Origin of the sequence: Paraburkholderia sp. IW21, assembly GCF_041321145.1 — a bacterium.
Classification (GTDB): domain Bacteria; phylum Pseudomonadota; class Gammaproteobacteria; order Burkholderiales; family Burkholderiaceae; genus Paraburkholderia.
The window spans coordinates 464,049-478,909 of sequence record NZ_JBGGWA010000004.1 but is presented as its reverse complement, the minus strand read 5'-3'; the positions used below and the strand labels follow the sequence as shown (position 1 = coordinate 478,909).

Annotated in this window: 18 protein-coding genes; 7 read left to right on the top strand and 11 right to left on the bottom strand. The window is 57.1% G+C overall.

Annotated elements, in window-relative coordinates:
* Positions 1 to 97 precede the first annotated feature (97 nt).
* Positions 98 to 1,069 (bottom strand): DNA-binding protein YbiB, encoded by a 972-nt coding sequence (ybiB, locus tag ACAX43_RS12660; protein ID WP_370708736.1) that lies wholly within the window; start codon positions 1,067 to 1,069, stop codon positions 98 to 100.
* Between the two features lie 218 nt (positions 1,070 to 1,287).
* Between ybiB and ACAX43_RS12655 the strand changes: the two genes are divergently transcribed.
* Entirely contained in the window at positions 1,288 to 1,986 is a 699-nt protein-coding gene (locus ACAX43_RS12655) for a fumarylacetoacetate hydrolase family protein (RefSeq protein ID WP_370708735.1), read from the top strand.
* 25 nt (positions 1,987 to 2,011) lie between these two features.
* A complete protein-coding gene (gene maiA, locus ACAX43_RS12650; protein WP_370708734.1) occupies positions 2,012 to 2,656 on the top strand; it encodes a maleylacetoacetate isomerase in 645 nt (214 codons plus the stop codon).
* A gap of 76 nt (positions 2,657 to 2,732) precedes the next feature.
* Here the strand turns inward: maiA and ftsY are convergent, their stop codons facing one another.
* A complete protein-coding gene (gene ftsY / locus ACAX43_RS12645; RefSeq protein ID WP_370708733.1) occupies positions 2,733 to 3,902 on the bottom strand; it encodes a signal recognition particle-docking protein FtsY in 1,170 nt (389 codons plus the stop codon).
* Between the two features lie 241 nt (positions 3,903 to 4,143).
* Here ftsY and rsmD point away from each other — a divergent pair, with 241 nt between their 5' ends.
* From rsmD to ACAX43_RS12625, 4 genes are all read left to right on the top strand, one after another.
* Positions 4,144 to 4,758 (top strand): 16S rRNA (guanine(966)-N(2))-methyltransferase RsmD, encoded by a 615-nt coding sequence (gene rsmD, locus ACAX43_RS12640; protein WP_370708732.1) that lies wholly within the window; start codon positions 4,144 to 4,146, stop codon positions 4,756 to 4,758.
* Between the two features lie 111 nt (positions 4,759 to 4,869).
* Positions 4,870 to 5,385 carry a pantetheine-phosphate adenylyltransferase gene (coaD, locus tag ACAX43_RS12635; RefSeq protein WP_370708731.1) on the top strand — a complete coding sequence of 172 codons (516 nt, stop codon included), beginning with the start codon at positions 4,870 to 4,872 and terminating at the stop codon, positions 5,383 to 5,385.
* 215 nt (positions 5,386 to 5,600) lie between these two features.
* Positions 5,601 to 6,590 (top strand): site-specific integrase, encoded by a 990-nt coding sequence (locus tag ACAX43_RS12630; RefSeq protein ID WP_370708730.1) that lies wholly within the window; start codon positions 5,601 to 5,603, stop codon positions 6,588 to 6,590.
* A gap of 574 nt (positions 6,591 to 7,164) precedes the next feature.
* Positions 7,165 to 7,374 carry a hypothetical protein gene (locus tag ACAX43_RS12625; protein ID WP_370708729.1) on the top strand — a complete coding sequence of 70 codons (210 nt, stop codon included), beginning with the start codon at positions 7,165 to 7,167 and terminating at the stop codon, positions 7,372 to 7,374.
* 49 nt (positions 7,375 to 7,423) lie between these two features.
* Here ACAX43_RS12625 and ACAX43_RS12620 read toward each other — a convergent pair whose 3' ends face one another.
* From ACAX43_RS12620 to ACAX43_RS12580, 9 genes are all read right to left on the bottom strand, one after another.
* Entirely contained in the window at positions 7,424 to 7,612 is a 189-nt protein-coding gene (locus tag ACAX43_RS12620; protein ID WP_370708728.1) for a hypothetical protein, read from the bottom strand.
* An 87-nt stretch (positions 7,613 to 7,699) separates the two neighbouring features.
* Positions 7,700 to 8,173, bottom strand: coding sequence for a hypothetical protein (locus ACAX43_RS12615; RefSeq protein WP_370708727.1), 474 nt, complete (start codon positions 8,171 to 8,173; stop codon positions 7,700 to 7,702).
* 9 nt (positions 8,174 to 8,182) lie between these two features.
* Positions 8,183 to 8,365, bottom strand: coding sequence for a hypothetical protein (locus ACAX43_RS12610; protein ID WP_370708726.1), 183 nt, complete (start codon positions 8,363 to 8,365; stop codon positions 8,183 to 8,185).
* Positions 8,362 to 8,592: a hypothetical protein gene (locus tag ACAX43_RS12605; RefSeq protein ID WP_370708725.1), complete on the bottom strand. Its 231-nt coding sequence runs from the start codon at positions 8,590 to 8,592 to the stop codon at positions 8,362 to 8,364. The genes ACAX43_RS12610 and ACAX43_RS12605 overlap by 4 nt, the downstream gene beginning before the upstream one ends.
* Positions 8,593 to 8,670: 78 nt before the next feature.
* Entirely contained in the window at positions 8,671 to 9,561 is an 891-nt protein-coding gene (locus tag ACAX43_RS12600; RefSeq protein WP_370708724.1) for a hypothetical protein, read from the bottom strand.
* Positions 9,561 to 10,451, bottom strand: coding sequence for a hypothetical protein (locus ACAX43_RS12595; protein ID WP_370708723.1), 891 nt, complete (start codon positions 10,449 to 10,451; stop codon positions 9,561 to 9,563). Before ACAX43_RS12595 ends, ACAX43_RS12600 begins: the two co-directional genes overlap by 1 nt.
* On the bottom strand, positions 10,448 to 10,819 hold the full coding sequence (locus ACAX43_RS12590) for a hypothetical protein (protein ID WP_370708722.1): 372 nt from the start codon (positions 10,817 to 10,819) through the stop codon (positions 10,448 to 10,450). The genes ACAX43_RS12595 and ACAX43_RS12590 overlap by 4 nt, the downstream gene beginning before the upstream one ends.
* A 36-nt stretch (positions 10,820 to 10,855) precedes the next feature.
* Complete coding sequence (locus tag ACAX43_RS12585; RefSeq protein ID WP_370708721.1) at positions 10,856 to 11,413, bottom strand: hypothetical protein; 558 nt, start codon at positions 11,411 to 11,413, stop codon at positions 10,856 to 10,858.
* Positions 11,414 to 11,421: 8 nt separating this feature from the next.
* Positions 11,422 to 14,256: a hypothetical protein gene (locus ACAX43_RS12580; RefSeq protein WP_370708720.1), complete on the bottom strand. Its 2,835-nt coding sequence runs from the start codon at positions 14,254 to 14,256 to the stop codon at positions 11,422 to 11,424.
* On the opposite strand from ACAX43_RS12580, the gene ACAX43_RS12575 reads away from it, so the two are divergent.
* On the top strand, positions 14,225 to 14,791 hold the full coding sequence (locus ACAX43_RS12575; protein WP_370708719.1) for a hypothetical protein: 567 nt from the start codon (positions 14,225 to 14,227) through the stop codon (positions 14,789 to 14,791). The genes ACAX43_RS12580 and ACAX43_RS12575 overlap by 32 nt on opposite strands.
* Positions 14,792 to 14,861: the final 70 nt, after the last annotated feature.

Sequence of the window (14,861 nt, the reverse complement as noted above, 5' to 3'; positions counted from 1 at the left end):
CGTAGTGCGGCGTGTCAACCCGCGGCCGTCACGTTCAGCGCGCGGACTTGCGCCGCAAGCGCCGCATGTGCTCACGCCCAGGTTCACGCAGCGCCAGTCACACCGGTGTTTTCGCGACGTCCACGATCAGTTCCACTTGCCGTTCGATTGCGCTCGGCACGGGTGCTTCGCCCCGCAGCACGGCGCCGATCCACGCGCCTGTCGTCGCAGCATCGCGTGCTTCTGGCAATTCGACCTCGGGCGCGTCGGGCGACGAGCGCTCGTGCGGCACCCGTGTTTCGCAGATGCCGTCGTGCAACCAGTCGACCTGTACCTGACGCCGCGTGTCGGCCACCGCTTCGCCTTCGGTGCCGCGCGCCAGCAGCGCTCCGCCAGCCGCCGCATCCGGATGCGTGTTGAACAACTGCGTGAGACTGTCCCGATACGGCGGATGCGTGTAGTTCACGAGCCGCAGCCCAGCAGGAGCGAACGGCTGCAGGATCTTCACCAGCGTATGAGTCGAATTGCGCACGCCCATCCGCCGGCGCAGCGAGAGAAGACGCGCGAGCTTCGGCGCAAGGACGTCGATTGGTGCGAACGCAAGACGCCGCTCGGCGAGACCGTCTTCGATATCGGCGTGCGATTGGGCATGCGGGATCTGCAGGTGCGTGAAGATTTCAGCGCTCGTCACCCGGCCCGGATCTTCGGTGACGCCGTGCACCAGCACCGGCACACCTTCGCGCGCCAGCAGCAGCGCGAGCAGCGGCACGAGGTTCGGCTGTTTGCGCGCGCCGTTGTACGTGGGTATCGACACGGGCCGCAACGCCGCGTGCGGCAAATGGATCGGTTCGAACGACGCATGCGCGCCGGCCAGCATGGCGGCGAGTTCGTCTGCGGTTTCACCCTTCACCCGATACGCGAGCAGCACCGCGCCGAGTTCGAGATCGGACACGCGGCCGTCGAGCATCGCCTTATAGAGTGCGCGCGTATCGTCAGCGGTCAGCGCGCGGGCGCCGTTCGGGCCGCGGCCGATTTCCTTGATATAGCGGGCGCAGGGGAAGGGATTGGCGGTATCGGTGGAGTCGGTCATCGGGCGCAGTGGGACGGGGTGGCTGGCCACATGGAGCGGTCGGCCACGGTATTCAAAGGACGCTATTGGATGTGAGTATCGCATCTATAGCGATCCGGCGAGACGATGCACGGGGACGGCCGGCCGTGCCTGTCTATGCGCACTGACTGTGCGCTGCGCGTTACACTCGGTGTTTTATCGCCGCGCTGACGGCACAATTCAAAAAAACGGAGAACGGGATGAGTTACGTATTTGCACCCGCACCGGTGGTCGCGGTGCCGGTAGTCGGGTCCAGCGAACAGTTCGCGGTGCGTCGCATCTACTGCGTAGGCCGCAACTACGAGGCTCACGCGCGCGAGATGGGGCACGATCCCGACCGCGAACCGCCGTTCTTCTTCAGCAAGCCGGCTGATGCCGTACTGTATGTCGCGCCCAACTCGACCGGCGAATTTCCCTATCCGTCGCAATCGAAGAACCTCCACTTCGAGATGGAACTGGTGGCGGCGATCGGCAAAGGCGGCGAGAACATTCCGGCTGAAAGCGCCCTCGATCACGTCTACGGCTATGCACTCGGCCTCGACATGACGCGCCGCGATCTGCAGGCCGAGGCGAAAAAGCTGGGTCGTCCGTGGGATACCGCGAAGGGTTTCGATCACTCGGCGCCCCTCGGCCCGATTCATCCGGTGACGACGGTGGGGCATGTCGGCAAGGGCTCGATCTGGTTGTCGGTGAACGGCGAGGAAAAACAGAGCTCGGACGTGTCACAACTGATCTGGTCGGTGGCCGAGACGGTCGCGTATCTGTCGACGCTGTTCGAACTGCAACCGGGCGATCTGATTTTCACCGGCACGCCTGAAGGCGTCGGGGCGGTGGTGCAGGGCGACCTCATGAAGGGCGGCGTGGACGGACTTGGTGAGCTTAGCGTACGCGTCGTCTGATGAGCGGTTGGAGGAGACGGACACCATGAAGCTTTACAGCTATTTCCGCAGCTCGGCGTCGTATCGCGTGCGCATCGCGCTGAACGTTAAGAATCTGCCGTACGACTATGTGCCCGTGCACCTCATGCGCGACGGCGGCGAGCAGCTGAAGCCGGAATACCGCAAGGTGAATGCGGACGGCATCGTGCCCACGTTCGTCGACGGTAGTGAAGTGCTGGCGCAGTCGCTCGCGATCATCGAGTATCTGGAGGAAACGCATCCTGAGCCGCCGTTGCTGCCGGCTACGCCTGGCGATCGCGCGTACGTGCGTTCACTGGCGTTGCAGGTGGCGTGCGAGATACATCCGCTGAACAATCTGCGCGTGCTGAAGTATCTGAAGCACACGCTGCGTGTCGACGACGATGCGAAGGACGCATGGTACAAGCATTGGGTCGAAACGGGCTTTGCGTCTTTTGAGGCGCATCTGGCGGCCGATGCGCGCACCGGCAAGTTGTGCTTCGGCGACACCCCGACGCTGGCCGATGCGTGTCTGATTCCGCAGGTGTTCAACGCGCAGCGCTTCAAGGTCGACACAGCGAAGTTTCCAATGATTCAGCGCATCTACGATCACGCGATGCAACTTGACGCGTTCGCCCGTGCGGCGCCTGGCGTGCAGCCGGACGCGGAATGACGTGATGGCTTGAACGAAAAAAGGGCGCCCGAAAATGAGCGCCCTTTTTTCTGGTTCGCGGTGAACGTTGCTGTGTTCAGCCGCCGAGCAACGCGTCCGAAAACTCTTCCGCGCTGAACGGCTGCAAATCCTCGACCTTTTCGCCAACGCCGATGAAGTACACCGGAATCGGACGCTGCCGCGCGATCGCCGCGAGAATGCCGCCCTTCGCGGTACCGTCGAGCTTGGTGACGATCAGGCCGGTGAGGCCGAGCGCGTCGTCGAAGGCCTTGACTTGCGCGAGAGCGTTCTGGCCTGTATTCGCATCGATCACCAGCAGCACCTCGTGCGGCGCACCGTCTTGCGCCTTGCCGATCACGCGCTTCACCTTGCGCAACTCTTCCATCAGATGCAGCTGGGTCGGCAGACGGCCGGCCGTGTCCGCCATCATCACGTCGATCTTGCGTGCCCGCGCGGCGCCGACCGCGTCGAAAATCACGGCGGCCGGATCGCCGCTTTCCTGCGACACGACCGTCACCTTGTTGCGCTCGCCCCAGATGGCGAGTTGCTCGCGCGCGGCGGCGCGGAAGGTATCGCCCGCGGCCAGCAGCACCGATTGATCGAAGCTTTGCAGGTGCTTGGCGAGCTTGCCGATGCTGGTAGTTTTGCCCGCGCCGTTGACACCGGCAATCATCATGACGAGCGGTTGCGCGCGCCCGAGCATCAAGGATTTTTCCAGCGGCTTGAGCAGGTCGATCAACAGCGTGCGCAGCGCCATTTTCACCTGTTGGGGATCGGTGAGGCGCTCGGCACGCACTTTCTCGCGCAGCGATTCGAGCAGGAATTCGGTGGCTTCGACGCCCGCGTCCGACATCAGCAGCGCGGTTTCGAGTTCTTCGTACAGATCCTCGTCGATCTTCGTGCCGACGAAAATGCCCGTCAGGCTTGAACTCGTTTTCGACAGGCCGGTTTTCAGGCGGGTGAGCCACGAGCGCTTCGCGCCTTCGTCCTGCATAGGCGGCGGGACGATTTCGGCGGTTTCGAGCGCGGGTTCCTCGACTTCGGGCTCGCTTGCAAGCGGCTTGGCTGCCGGCTGCGGTGCAACAACGCTCACTGGTGGAGCAGCCGGACGCGGCGCCGGCGCCGGCACCGCAGCGGGCACTGTCGGCGCGCCTGCGGCGGGCTCGGGCGCGAGGCCCTCCGGCGATTCTTCTGGTGCGTTATCGGACTCTTTCGAACCCTTGAATCGTTTGAAAAAGCTGAACATGATCTGGCGTGGTGAGAGCGCGCGCCGATGCGCGCAGCCGGTAAAAGTCCGGCGGGAGCGGCAGGCAGCGTTGCGATGCGGGATGCAAGGCGCTGGAAGCCGCACATTTTATCAGGCGCGCCGCCGCCCGTCGTATCGGCCGAACGGCCAGGCTGGACGCCGTGCGCCCCTGTGGTAACGTTGGCGCTCCGGCCTGCGCGCATCGGCGTTGCGGGCGCCTCTACAACGTAATCGAAACTGCATGCCCCGTTCTGCATCTTCACGCGCCCACGGCGCTTCGTCCAAAGGCGGCAAGCCGCACGCCATCCGTATCATTGGCGGCGACTGGAAGCGCACGCCGCTGCCTGTGCTCGATCTCGACGGTCTGCGGCCCACGCCCGACCGCGTGCGCGAAACGCTGTTCAACTGGCTCGGCCAACGTCTGGACGGCCAGCGCTGCCTCGATCTGTTCGCCGGCAGCGGTGCGCTTGGCTTCGAAGCCGCCTCGCGCGGCGCGGCACGGGTGTTGATGGTTGAGCGCAATGCGCGGGCCGCGAGCCAGTTGCGCGCGAACCAGGAACGCCTGTCGGCGCGCACCATCGAAATCGCGGAAGCAGATGGCTTGCGCCTGGCCGCGAGTCTCGCAGCGGGATCGTTCGACGTGGTTTTCCTCGATCCGCCGTTCGGCGACGATCTGCTCGACAAGGCGCTCGCGCTGGCTGTACCGCTGCTGAGCCCGGAAGGTTTTCTGTATGTGGAGGCCGGCGTTGCGCTCCAGCTCGATGGGAACGAGATGCTCGCCGGATGGGAAATCGTGCGGCAAGGCAAAGCGGGCGCTGTCCACTTTCATTTGCTGCAGCGCGAAAATAAGGAATAATGCGCGTTCCAAAACAAGCGCCGGGCGGGTTGCCGTCACGTGTGCGGTCGGTGCCAAATGCGTCGCGTGACGCTTTGACGTGCCCCTTTGTCTGAAGAGAGGAGAAGTCTCATGGTAGTCGCCGTGTACCCGGGCACGTTCGACCCGCTGACGCGCGGTCACGAAGACCTCGTTCGACGTGCGTCGAGCATTTTCGACACGCTGGTGGTGGGTGTTGCCGACAGCCGTAACAAGAAGCCGTTCTTCACGCTGGAAGAGCGTCTCGACATCGCTCATGAAGTGCTCGGGCACTACCCGAACGTCCAGGTGATGAGCTTCAAGGGGCTATTGAAAGACTTTGTACGCAGTAATAACGCGCGGGTCATCGTGCGAGGCCTGCGCGCGGTGTCGGACTTCGAGTATGAGTTCCAGATGGCCGGCATGAACCGTTATCTGCTGCCGGACGTGGAAACCATGTTCATGACCCCGTCCGATCAGTACCAGTTCATTTCGGGCACGATCGTGCGCGAAATCGCTCAACTCGGCGGCGACGTCAGCAAGTTCGTGTTCCCGTCGGTCGAAAAGCGGCTGAAAGACAAGGTTGCTGCGCTGGATCAGGATGGCGGCGCATCGGCGGGACAACCGTAACCGGCGTAAACTACCGGATTGACGGATCAAAGTCGGCTTCGGCCGACGCGAAGTGAGAGAAGTATGGCCTTGATGATTACCGACGAGTGCATCAATTGCGACGTTGCTCGCTGAGAGTGTAGCCAGAATTTCCCCTTACCGTACAAAGACTTAGCCAAGTTCCCCTGCGCAAAGTAGCTCGAAAGTGCTAACAAAGTGCAAGTGAGGCTTACAAAATGGCAAGCATTGTTCCGCGTAACGGGCGCTGGCTAGCTCGCATCGCAGTAAAGGGCTATCCCAAGCAAAACAAGACCTTCGACACGCAGGCTGAGGCCAAAGCGTGGGCAGCAGAGGTCGAGTCTTCCATGTATAGCAGGTCATACGTTGACCTGTCTGCTGAACGGGAACTGCTGCTTAAAGATTTGATTCTGCGTTACCGCGACGTAGAGATACCCAAGCGCAACTACGACAACAAAAGCGAGTACTACAGACTCGGCAAAATCGCTAACGGGTGGATTGGCAACTACAGCGTCTTGAACCTCACGCCTCTGGTTATTGGCAAGTATCGAGACGAGCGTATGCAGGAAGTCGGGCCTGCTACTGTGGCACGTGAGTTGATGAACATTCAAGGCATCATCAATCACGCACGCAGAGAGTGGGGCCTTAATATCGAGAACCCCGTACACCGCGTAAAGAAACCCAGACTACCACCGGGTCGTGAGCGCATTTTGACTGACGCAGAATTGGCGCTGCTGTATCACGAGCTAGATCACAAGCTCCATGCTCTGCGTAGTCCCTTCATGTTGCCCCTAGTTCAAGTCGCTCTGGAAACTGCAATGCGCAGAGGGGAACTGTTGGGGCTTACGTGGGATAGAGTCGATCTTGAAGCACGCACAGCGTTCCTGGCTATCACTAAAAACGGCAAGGCTCGCACAGTGCCATTAAGCAGCAAAGCGTGCGAGATTTTGTCAGCGTTGCCGCGCACTAAAAAGCCTGTGTTCGACATTACCAAGATTGCTGTTGATGGAGCTTGGAACCGTGCTTGCAAGCGAGCGGGGATCAAGGATTTTCACTTCCATGATCTGCGTCACATGGCTACAACGAGGCTTGCGAAGAAACTACCCAACGTGATCGAGTTGTCGCGCGTAACAGGTCATAGCAATGTGCAGATGCTTGCCCGCTATTACCACACGACAGCAGAGGAACTTGCTGCGAAGATCGGCTGAGCAGGTAAGTGCTGAGACCTCATGCATCTTTGGCTTCGCTGTGTTGCATTTTTGCCACAGCGAATCGCCCATGAACGCGGATATTTGCGCCGTAGGCTATCTAAACTATTTCTAGCTAGACCTATCTATTTCTACTTTTTTCTACTTCTGGTAGTAAGCACCGGGGGCGCTTGTGGCATGTGAGTGGCTACTTATTTTCCAACTCGCCCCCAATTTAGTGAAGCGCTCGCTTTTTCCAGTAAGATGGATTCTGTCGGAGCCGCAGTGGCCTAGTAACCGAACGGCTCCGACAGATTTGTCCACCTTTACACTAGGTAACTCTATGGGTACTTCTGCTGACCTTTATCTTGTCTTGGCCGTCGTGTATGGCCTCATGTGGCTTTCGCACCTGCACGCAGGATGAAAGGCCACAACTTCTGCTTGTAGTTTAGTTGGCTAAACACAGCCGGACAATAGTTTTCTATAGTTTGGCTACGCCGTCGTCAGCGGTTGGGACGACGGCCTCTGCACGCCTGATGAACTTGCTGCAAAGATAAGTTAAGCTGAACGCTCACCACATGGGGAGGCGAAACGAATGTCTATAGTGCTGCGGGTTCACAAGAACAACTCGACCGATATCAAGGCAGCAGGTGGAGCGGTCAGTCCGGACTCAGACGTGTACGAGTTCGACTTGGGTCATACAGACCCCTTGGGTATTCTGGACACCTTGGATGCTAACGGAACACCATACGCGGTGTCTGTTAATGGCAAGGTCTTCGAAGGGCACAACGGCTACAAGCTTTGAAGGTAGAAAAGGGGAGCACTGCTCCCCTCTTTGGGTTTTGCTGTGGAGATCAGTGAAGCATCTTCGCGAACAGCAGTGACAAGCTAACGATAGCGCCGATGGTAAGTGATGCAGTAGTTGCACCCCAGACGAAGGGCATCCACTGTCGCTCAGTAGCGATCTTGGCTGTCTCTTGAATCAGCTTGGAGTTGGTTGCGCGTAGCACCTCCAACTCTGCTTCGAACTTGAGAATGTCCATCTGCTCTCTCACGGTCGGTTGCTCCCTATAGTTATAGCACGCTTACGCGGTTGCAGCTTGAGTCATCTTTGCAGCAGTGGGCCACTCTCACGCAGCAGGCTTCACCACAAGGGGAACATCAACTTTCCCGTCAGCCAGCGCTTGCTTGTAGCGGTCGAACATGCCCTGCGGCCAGTCGTCACCAAGCAGCGCTTTCTGCTCAGGTTCAGCTACCTCTACATGCTTGAGCTTCTTCGCGTCCGTGCCTGCAAGCTTATGTTGGTAAAGCTCAAGTGCAGCGTCCAGAGCAGCAATCGGCTCCTGCTTGAAACGCATTGCGCTACCACGGCGACCGAAGAACTTCACCAGCACATCAGCGCTTACAAAAATGCCCCACATGCTGTCCTTCTTCGGCTTCGCAGTCCCCTTGCCCTTGACCAGCGCGTGACCAACTTTGAGCACGGTGAATTCTGCTTGCTGGGGCAGTTCCATTTCCTTCGCCAACTCAGCCATCTTTTCTTGAGCGCGTTGCTCGCGCTTGCGTACTGCGTCAGGGGACATAGACAGTGCTTTCGCGTTCATGTTGTTCTCCTAGTAACCAAGCAGGTTGCGTGCGTCTTGCAGCGTTGCGGGGATCGTGTCGGAAATTACGTGCGTGTTGCCTACGAAGTCGATTTCAACTGAGAACACAGTCAGCGTGCCGTCGCCATTGATTAGCGTGGGGTGCGGGCGGTCGTGTGTGTCGATCCAGTTAGCGAGATTGACGAGATTCACAGTTGTTGCCTCCCGTCCGTGTATTCGATGGTTTCGGTGAGTTGCAGCGCGGGAACCTTGGCAATCTCGGTCTTGCCAAACCAAATAATGAACAGACCGGGATCAGCGGGGGAGCGCTGCACTTTGCATTTCTTGCCAGCTTTGTGCGTGCGACCTGCGGACAAACCAATGTATTTCGACTCAACTTCCTTCAACAGCTTTGCAGCGCGGGGCATCTCGTACGACATGTTTTGGACTCCTCTTGTTTAACCACGTTCAGATGGTAAGTTCTGGTGGCAACCAATCAAGACATGGTTGACAGGAGATCAGAAGTTTGTCGTCTTCGCGAAAGTAGGCACTGTGATAGCAGTTGCAAGATTTGCTGAGTCGGTTGCATAGCTCCAGCCAAATGCAGCGTTGGTGCCACTTGCCACAGAGTCGTAGTAAGCGTTCGTGTGGTTATCTTCCAGCAACACAGTGATCGACATGCCGTTGGTAATTTTCTTTACCGTGACTGTGATGTAGTTGGCCGTGTATGCAGCAGTGGTCATCGTTACTGCGTTCATGACTGCCGTTCCACCTGTTGTGTAAGCGGAATATGCAAGCGATGTCATGGTGCCGTTTCCGCCTGCTTTAGTGCTGCCTGTTCCGCTGAATACCATCGTGCCAATCGCAGACAAGAAGCCGTTCCACGCGTTATCTTGCGTTGTGGATGTAGTAGGATGAGCAAGCTTCATCGTCACTGTGCCGCCAGTGTTAAAGAAAGCTGATGCTGCTGCTTCTGACGCCCATGTGAAAGATGCCACGCATGTAATGCCGGTTGACCCATTGCCCCACGTAGTTGCGCGTGTGATAGTCGTGTTTGACGTTGGCGCGATAGCCGTCTGGTTTGCTGCTGCAATCGTGAGCCTGTTGGTTGAACACTGTGTCGCGAGCGTCGCCAACGCATTTACATCAGCGGCCTTTACTCGCGTTGTGTTCGAGAGTGCAGGCACTGATGGGGCACTGCCGTAGATATGGCTATACGCGTGCGTGATGTCAGTAATCACATTCTGCCAGTCGGTCAGCTTGATCTGGTTGCCAGTTGCTACCTGGGCACTTGCAGGCGCTTGACCGTAGCCGTAATTGCCGCTGGGCGTCCCCAATACGGTACTGATAGTCGATTGGATCGAATTGAAGTCAGCAGCAGGAATCTTGACGCCTGTTGTTGCTGACATTACTTCGCTCCTACCACTGCTTCGACAAGCTCGATGCTGTCTGACTGCTTGTTTTGCAGGACGCGGCCAATCACGATAAGCGTAGTGTTGATCTCGCTAACGTCAACCGCCATTGCCACACCTGGGATTGCAGATGCGACCAAACGCTGACCTTTCTGTGCCTTGCCTGTTACCTTTACCGGGATACGTCCGCAGAAGGCAATGTATGGGTGCGTGCTGTCGTCTCCAGCGCCCGCGTTCATTTTGAAAGCAGGGGCGGTGGAGACGACACCAAACACGTTAGGACAATATGCGGAGCATGTCTTTGTGATTTCCTTCTCGCCACCAATCATTACTACGTCACCGGGTTCCAAGTAGCAGTCAGCTTCATAGCGTTCTGCCAAGTCGGCGTACAGTGCTGATGATGCGACACCTTGGAAGTTGACCGCATACATGTTTGAGTAGCGGTTTGTTGCCGACCCAAGGTTCAATGCATTGTCAGAAGTAGGAACAAGCGGAGCAACGTTGGTGAGTGCCTGTGCTGCTGTTTGTGCTTGCTGTGCTGATGTAGCAGCTTGAGATGCGGACGTGCTAATGGATGACGCACTATTAGCTGCCGCTGTCGCGCTGTTTGCTGCCGCTGATGCACTAGCGGATGCATTGGTTGCTGACGTGCTAGCCGCTGCTGCGCTACTTGCTGCCGCTGTCGCGCTTGTTGCTGCATTGGCCGCGTTTGTCGCTGAAGTAGTAGCCGCTGCTGATGCGGTTGAAACTGATACCTCGACTTGCTCAATGGTGTTGAGCATGTCTTGCAATGTCCCGGAAACTTGGATTGGCAAATAGGGGCCGAAGTTTGCTGCGATCTGTCCTTGATCGCCGTCCAACGTAAAGATTAGTTGTGTGCTGCTCATGAAATGCGTGGTCCCATTGGAATTGGTTTAATGCGGAACCAGATAGGGTCTGCATACAGCACAGTGCCAATGTCAGTAGAGACCTTGAGAACAAGCTGTGCTTTGCCAACAGGCCATAGAGCGGTTTGTGCCGCCGTTGCTGTTAGCTGGAAATTGCCGTTTGTGGAAGGCAGGGTAGGGGTTGAGTTGTTAGTGACAGCCAAGCTACCAATCAGCGTATCGCCCGTTGGGTCGAAAAGATTTGCTGTGACTGTCCATTGGCTATAGTCAGGCTGATCGCCGTTCACACCGTAAGCACCGCCCGGGTTTGGCCCCTTCAGTTGTAGCGTGCCCGCGTAATTGAATGTGGCACCTGCGTAGAAATTCATAAACGTCCTGCTTTTCTTATTATTTAACGTCGCGCTTTACCACGTCACAGCTTGCACAGCCGCTACTGTTGCCGCTGCCGCTACCTGCGCTTGCAATGTCTGAAGCTTTTGCAAAGCAAGCAAAACGGCGTTCTTGCCGTCCTGCCCAACTTGCTGAATCTGCGCTGCTGTGTGTGCGACATAAGCCCATGCGCCGTTGACGTCTTCACACCAGAATGGCGTCGTCCAATCCGCTGGTAAGTTGGGCATGAGCGACGAAAGTACAGACGCAGTTAGGTTTTGCTGGTCAGTGTCTTTCGCTGGGTATGTGTGGGCGGCACCAAGCGCCGTTGACGTAAAGCCTGCATAGACTTGCGCTTGGCAAGCGTTGGAGAGCGCCTTTAGCTGGCTCTTCTTCGCTTGATCCAACGTCACAGTAAGTGTTGGCTGAGGCGGAGCCGAAAAGGCTGCTCCGTCATATGCCCAGTTGACTCCAACGTTCTGCGTGTCAGCTAGCTGAACTGTGGTAGCACCGTTTGGGAGGGCCAGGGTACTAGCTCCGTCCCACATAATAATATTCGACACGAGGCCGTTTTGTATAACTGCAAATCGCATAGTAGTCCCTAACTAAATTCCCAAATGATTACAATTCCGTGAGCGCCTGCTCCACCGCTGTTGCCACCGGTGCCAGCACCCGCACCACCAGCGCCATAGTTGGACGCATTCGGCGTCGATAACGCTGATCCAGCAGCGTTGCAGTACGGCAATTGGCCAAACGCAGAAAACTTGGAGCCGCCGCCGGAAGGCAAATTGGCGTTAATGTTTTGAGTCTGATCGCTGCCGCCACCGCCGCCTGAAAAACTCCCAATGTCGAAGCCGTCAGAAACAGTAATTGATCCACCGCTGCCACCGACCGGATAGAAGAATGCTGTCCCCATCGTTCCTGTATTAGTCCAACCACCCGACGCGCCACCAGTGCCGCCATATGCCACCGAGCCGCTAGCACCGAAAGTGGTATTGCCGCCATCCCCGCCCGAGTAATTGCTAATAGGCGCAGCGTAGTCCGCGCTTGTTCCGACGCCCGCTGAACCTCCTGCGCCAACCGTTACTGCTTGGCCGGCGAAGTTAGCAACTGGCCCCTTCATGTGGACATATCCGCCTCCACCACCGCCTGCTGCACCTGCGTTTCCATCAGGTTGAGTCCAGAGGCCTGAACCTCCACCGCCGCCACCTACCATTTCAACGATGCAAGTATTTGTGCCAGACGTTGGTGTGTAAGTACCTGACGTCTTGAAGACTTGAACGTTAAGCAAGTTGCTGCCGGTACTACCACCACTGAGCGTCTGCCATGAAGCATTTGTGCCGTCAGTTGTTAGATACTTGCCAGCGTTGCCGCTTTGTGATGGGATCGTGCCAGTAGGAGCAGCGGCCCAAACAACTTGACCGCTACCATTGGTTGAGAGAACTTGCCCATTCGCACCAGCAGGAATGTCAATCTGAATGGTGCCGCTCGAAGTAATAGGAGAGCTGCTTACAGTCAGTGTTGAGCTAGAGATTCCAACGCTAGTGACGCCTACTGGTGGTGCTACCCAGCCGAGAGAACCGTCGGCGTTTGTAGTCCATACTGCACCGGTAAAGCCGCCATTAAGCGAGTAGCCAGCATCGGAAAACACGCCGGTTCCATCGCAGGTAAGGCCCAAAACAGAATCAGTAGGGATTACAAGTGGAGCATAAACAGATGCGCCTGAAGTCTTTATGGAAACCGTGTGACCGTTTGCCGTTATGGCATTTGTGATTACTGTAAAGCGATGTATCGTCTGCGGAACAACGATGATCACATTACCGGCCAAGCTTCCGTAGAAGTCCAAGATGGCGTTGGCAAACTGAGCGTCCGTTAGGGTGAATGTTCCCCCAGCAGACACGTCCAAATACAATCGTGATTCAACTGGCTTGTTGATCAGATCGGTATATGAGCCACTTGTCGCAACAGTGGCAAGGCCACTCATATCGCTAGCTGTGAGCGACGCGTATTCAAGCGCTGAACCCGCCGAATTTACGCGCAGGTATTGCTTCGCTGCGCCTGTGATTGTTAAACCAGTACCACCGTTGGCAACTGGCAATGTGCCGCTTACTACGGAAGCCAGAGCGACCTTGCCCCATGTCGGTGGAGTGTTAGTACCTGCTGATAGCAACACGGAACCGGTAGCGACAGGATTAAGCTGGTTCAGGTTTGCACCGCCGTAGATAAGCGCACCTGTTGTCCATCCGTTTTGACCAGTACCGCCGTTTGCGACATTCAGCACGCCGCTTACTGCTGAAGTCAACGCAACCTTGCCCCATGCGGGCGCTACTCCTGTACCTTGCGAGGTCAAAACGGAACCCGTTGCAACGGAAGCAAGCTGACCAAATGCCGTTGAGCTTGAGCTATAGTGCAGAGCACCTGCTGTTAGCGAGGTGAGGCCTGTGCCGCCCTTCGCGACTGGTACTGTATTAAGCGACAAGCTAATCGTGCCGCTTGTGGTAATTGGTGAACCGCTTACTGTCAGATCGGAGCTTGATACCGATACGCTAGTTACCGTGCCCGATGTGATAGTTGGCTTGTTTGTTAGGTCTGTGTACGAGCCTGAAGTCGCTACTGTTGCCAGTGTTGGCTTGTTGAGAATCTGCGCTGTGCCGCTTGTCGCGTTCCAGTCGCTATTAACTTGCGCCACCGCCGCTGTTGACTGAACGGTGCCGTCTGCAAACTTCAACGATCCACCACTGCCAATTTGTAGTTGTGCTGAAGAAGACACAGAAAGCAAATCGGTCCACGCGAACGCGCTGCCGCTTGCTGCTCGTTGAACCTTGAATACGTCGCCGCTCGCAGAGCCATCATCACTGACACCAAACCACCAACTGTTCTTCGTTGAGTCATCACGACCCGACTCGTCAATATACGAGTTGGTCATCATGCCGGTGCGCTTCAGTGAGCCAACTGTTGCATGCTGAACGCGCGCATACGGGTAGGTGTAATTGCCGTCGATCTCGAAGCCGTAGCCGCCAACAGTCACATCGTGATACTGGCTGTAGCTTTGTAGAAGAGTCCAACCCGCTGCTGTTCCAAACGCACCAATTGGGTTGCTGCCGGGTTGACATACCCAGTAGGACAGTGCCGGATAACCTTCGTACAGCATGTTGTTTTGAATGTTCGCTTGCTCAAGCCATGCAACCTTTGTCGTATCGACGCGTTGCCAGTTGGAGCCGTCCCACTTTGCGTTGTATGCTTTGTATGAGTCGCCGTTAATCTCAACACTCTCGCTGTACGTGCCAAAGTGGATCGCGCCCTGTGCGTCATAGACAACGCCACCAGCGCCTGATACGTCGCTGCTAGTAAGCGAGACAGCGCCAGCGCGGTTGTTGAAGGTTGTAACCCCGTTGGATTGCACGTTGGCACTCAACACACCGTTGCTGATAGACAAGCCAGCGCCAACCATAACTCCGCCCAATACGCTGCTTGAAGCTGTTGGAAGCGTGTATGCAGGTGGAATCGTTGGCTTGTTGATGAGGTCGTTGTATGAGCCTGTCGTTGCGACTGTTGCTAGTGTTGGAATTGACGCTGCGCTATTGGCCGCTGCTGTTGCGGAGTTGGCAGCGTTTGTGGCGCTTGTCGCTGCTGCCGACTGTGATGACGCTGCTGCTGATGCGCTGTTGCTCGCGTTTGTTGCTGATGTGTTTGCGGCACTCGCTGACGAGCTTGCGGAGTTCGCGCTATTTGATGCGTTCGTCGCTGACGTAGCAGCTTGCGATGCGCTACTTGCGGCTGCTGTCGCACTGGTTGAAGCTGATACCGCACTGTTGGAGGCATTGCCCGCTTGCGTTGCTGCTGATGACGCGGAGCTTGACGCAGCGGAAGCACTTGAGGACGCATTTGAAGCGCTATTGCCAGCGTCAGAAGCGGATGATGAAGCTGCTGTTGCAGAAGCTGCCGCTTGTGTGACTGAGGCTTGCGCTTGAGCAGATGCAGCGATTACCTGCTGGATCGTTGCATCAATGGGCAGTGGGAGATAAGGCCCAAAGTTGGCAA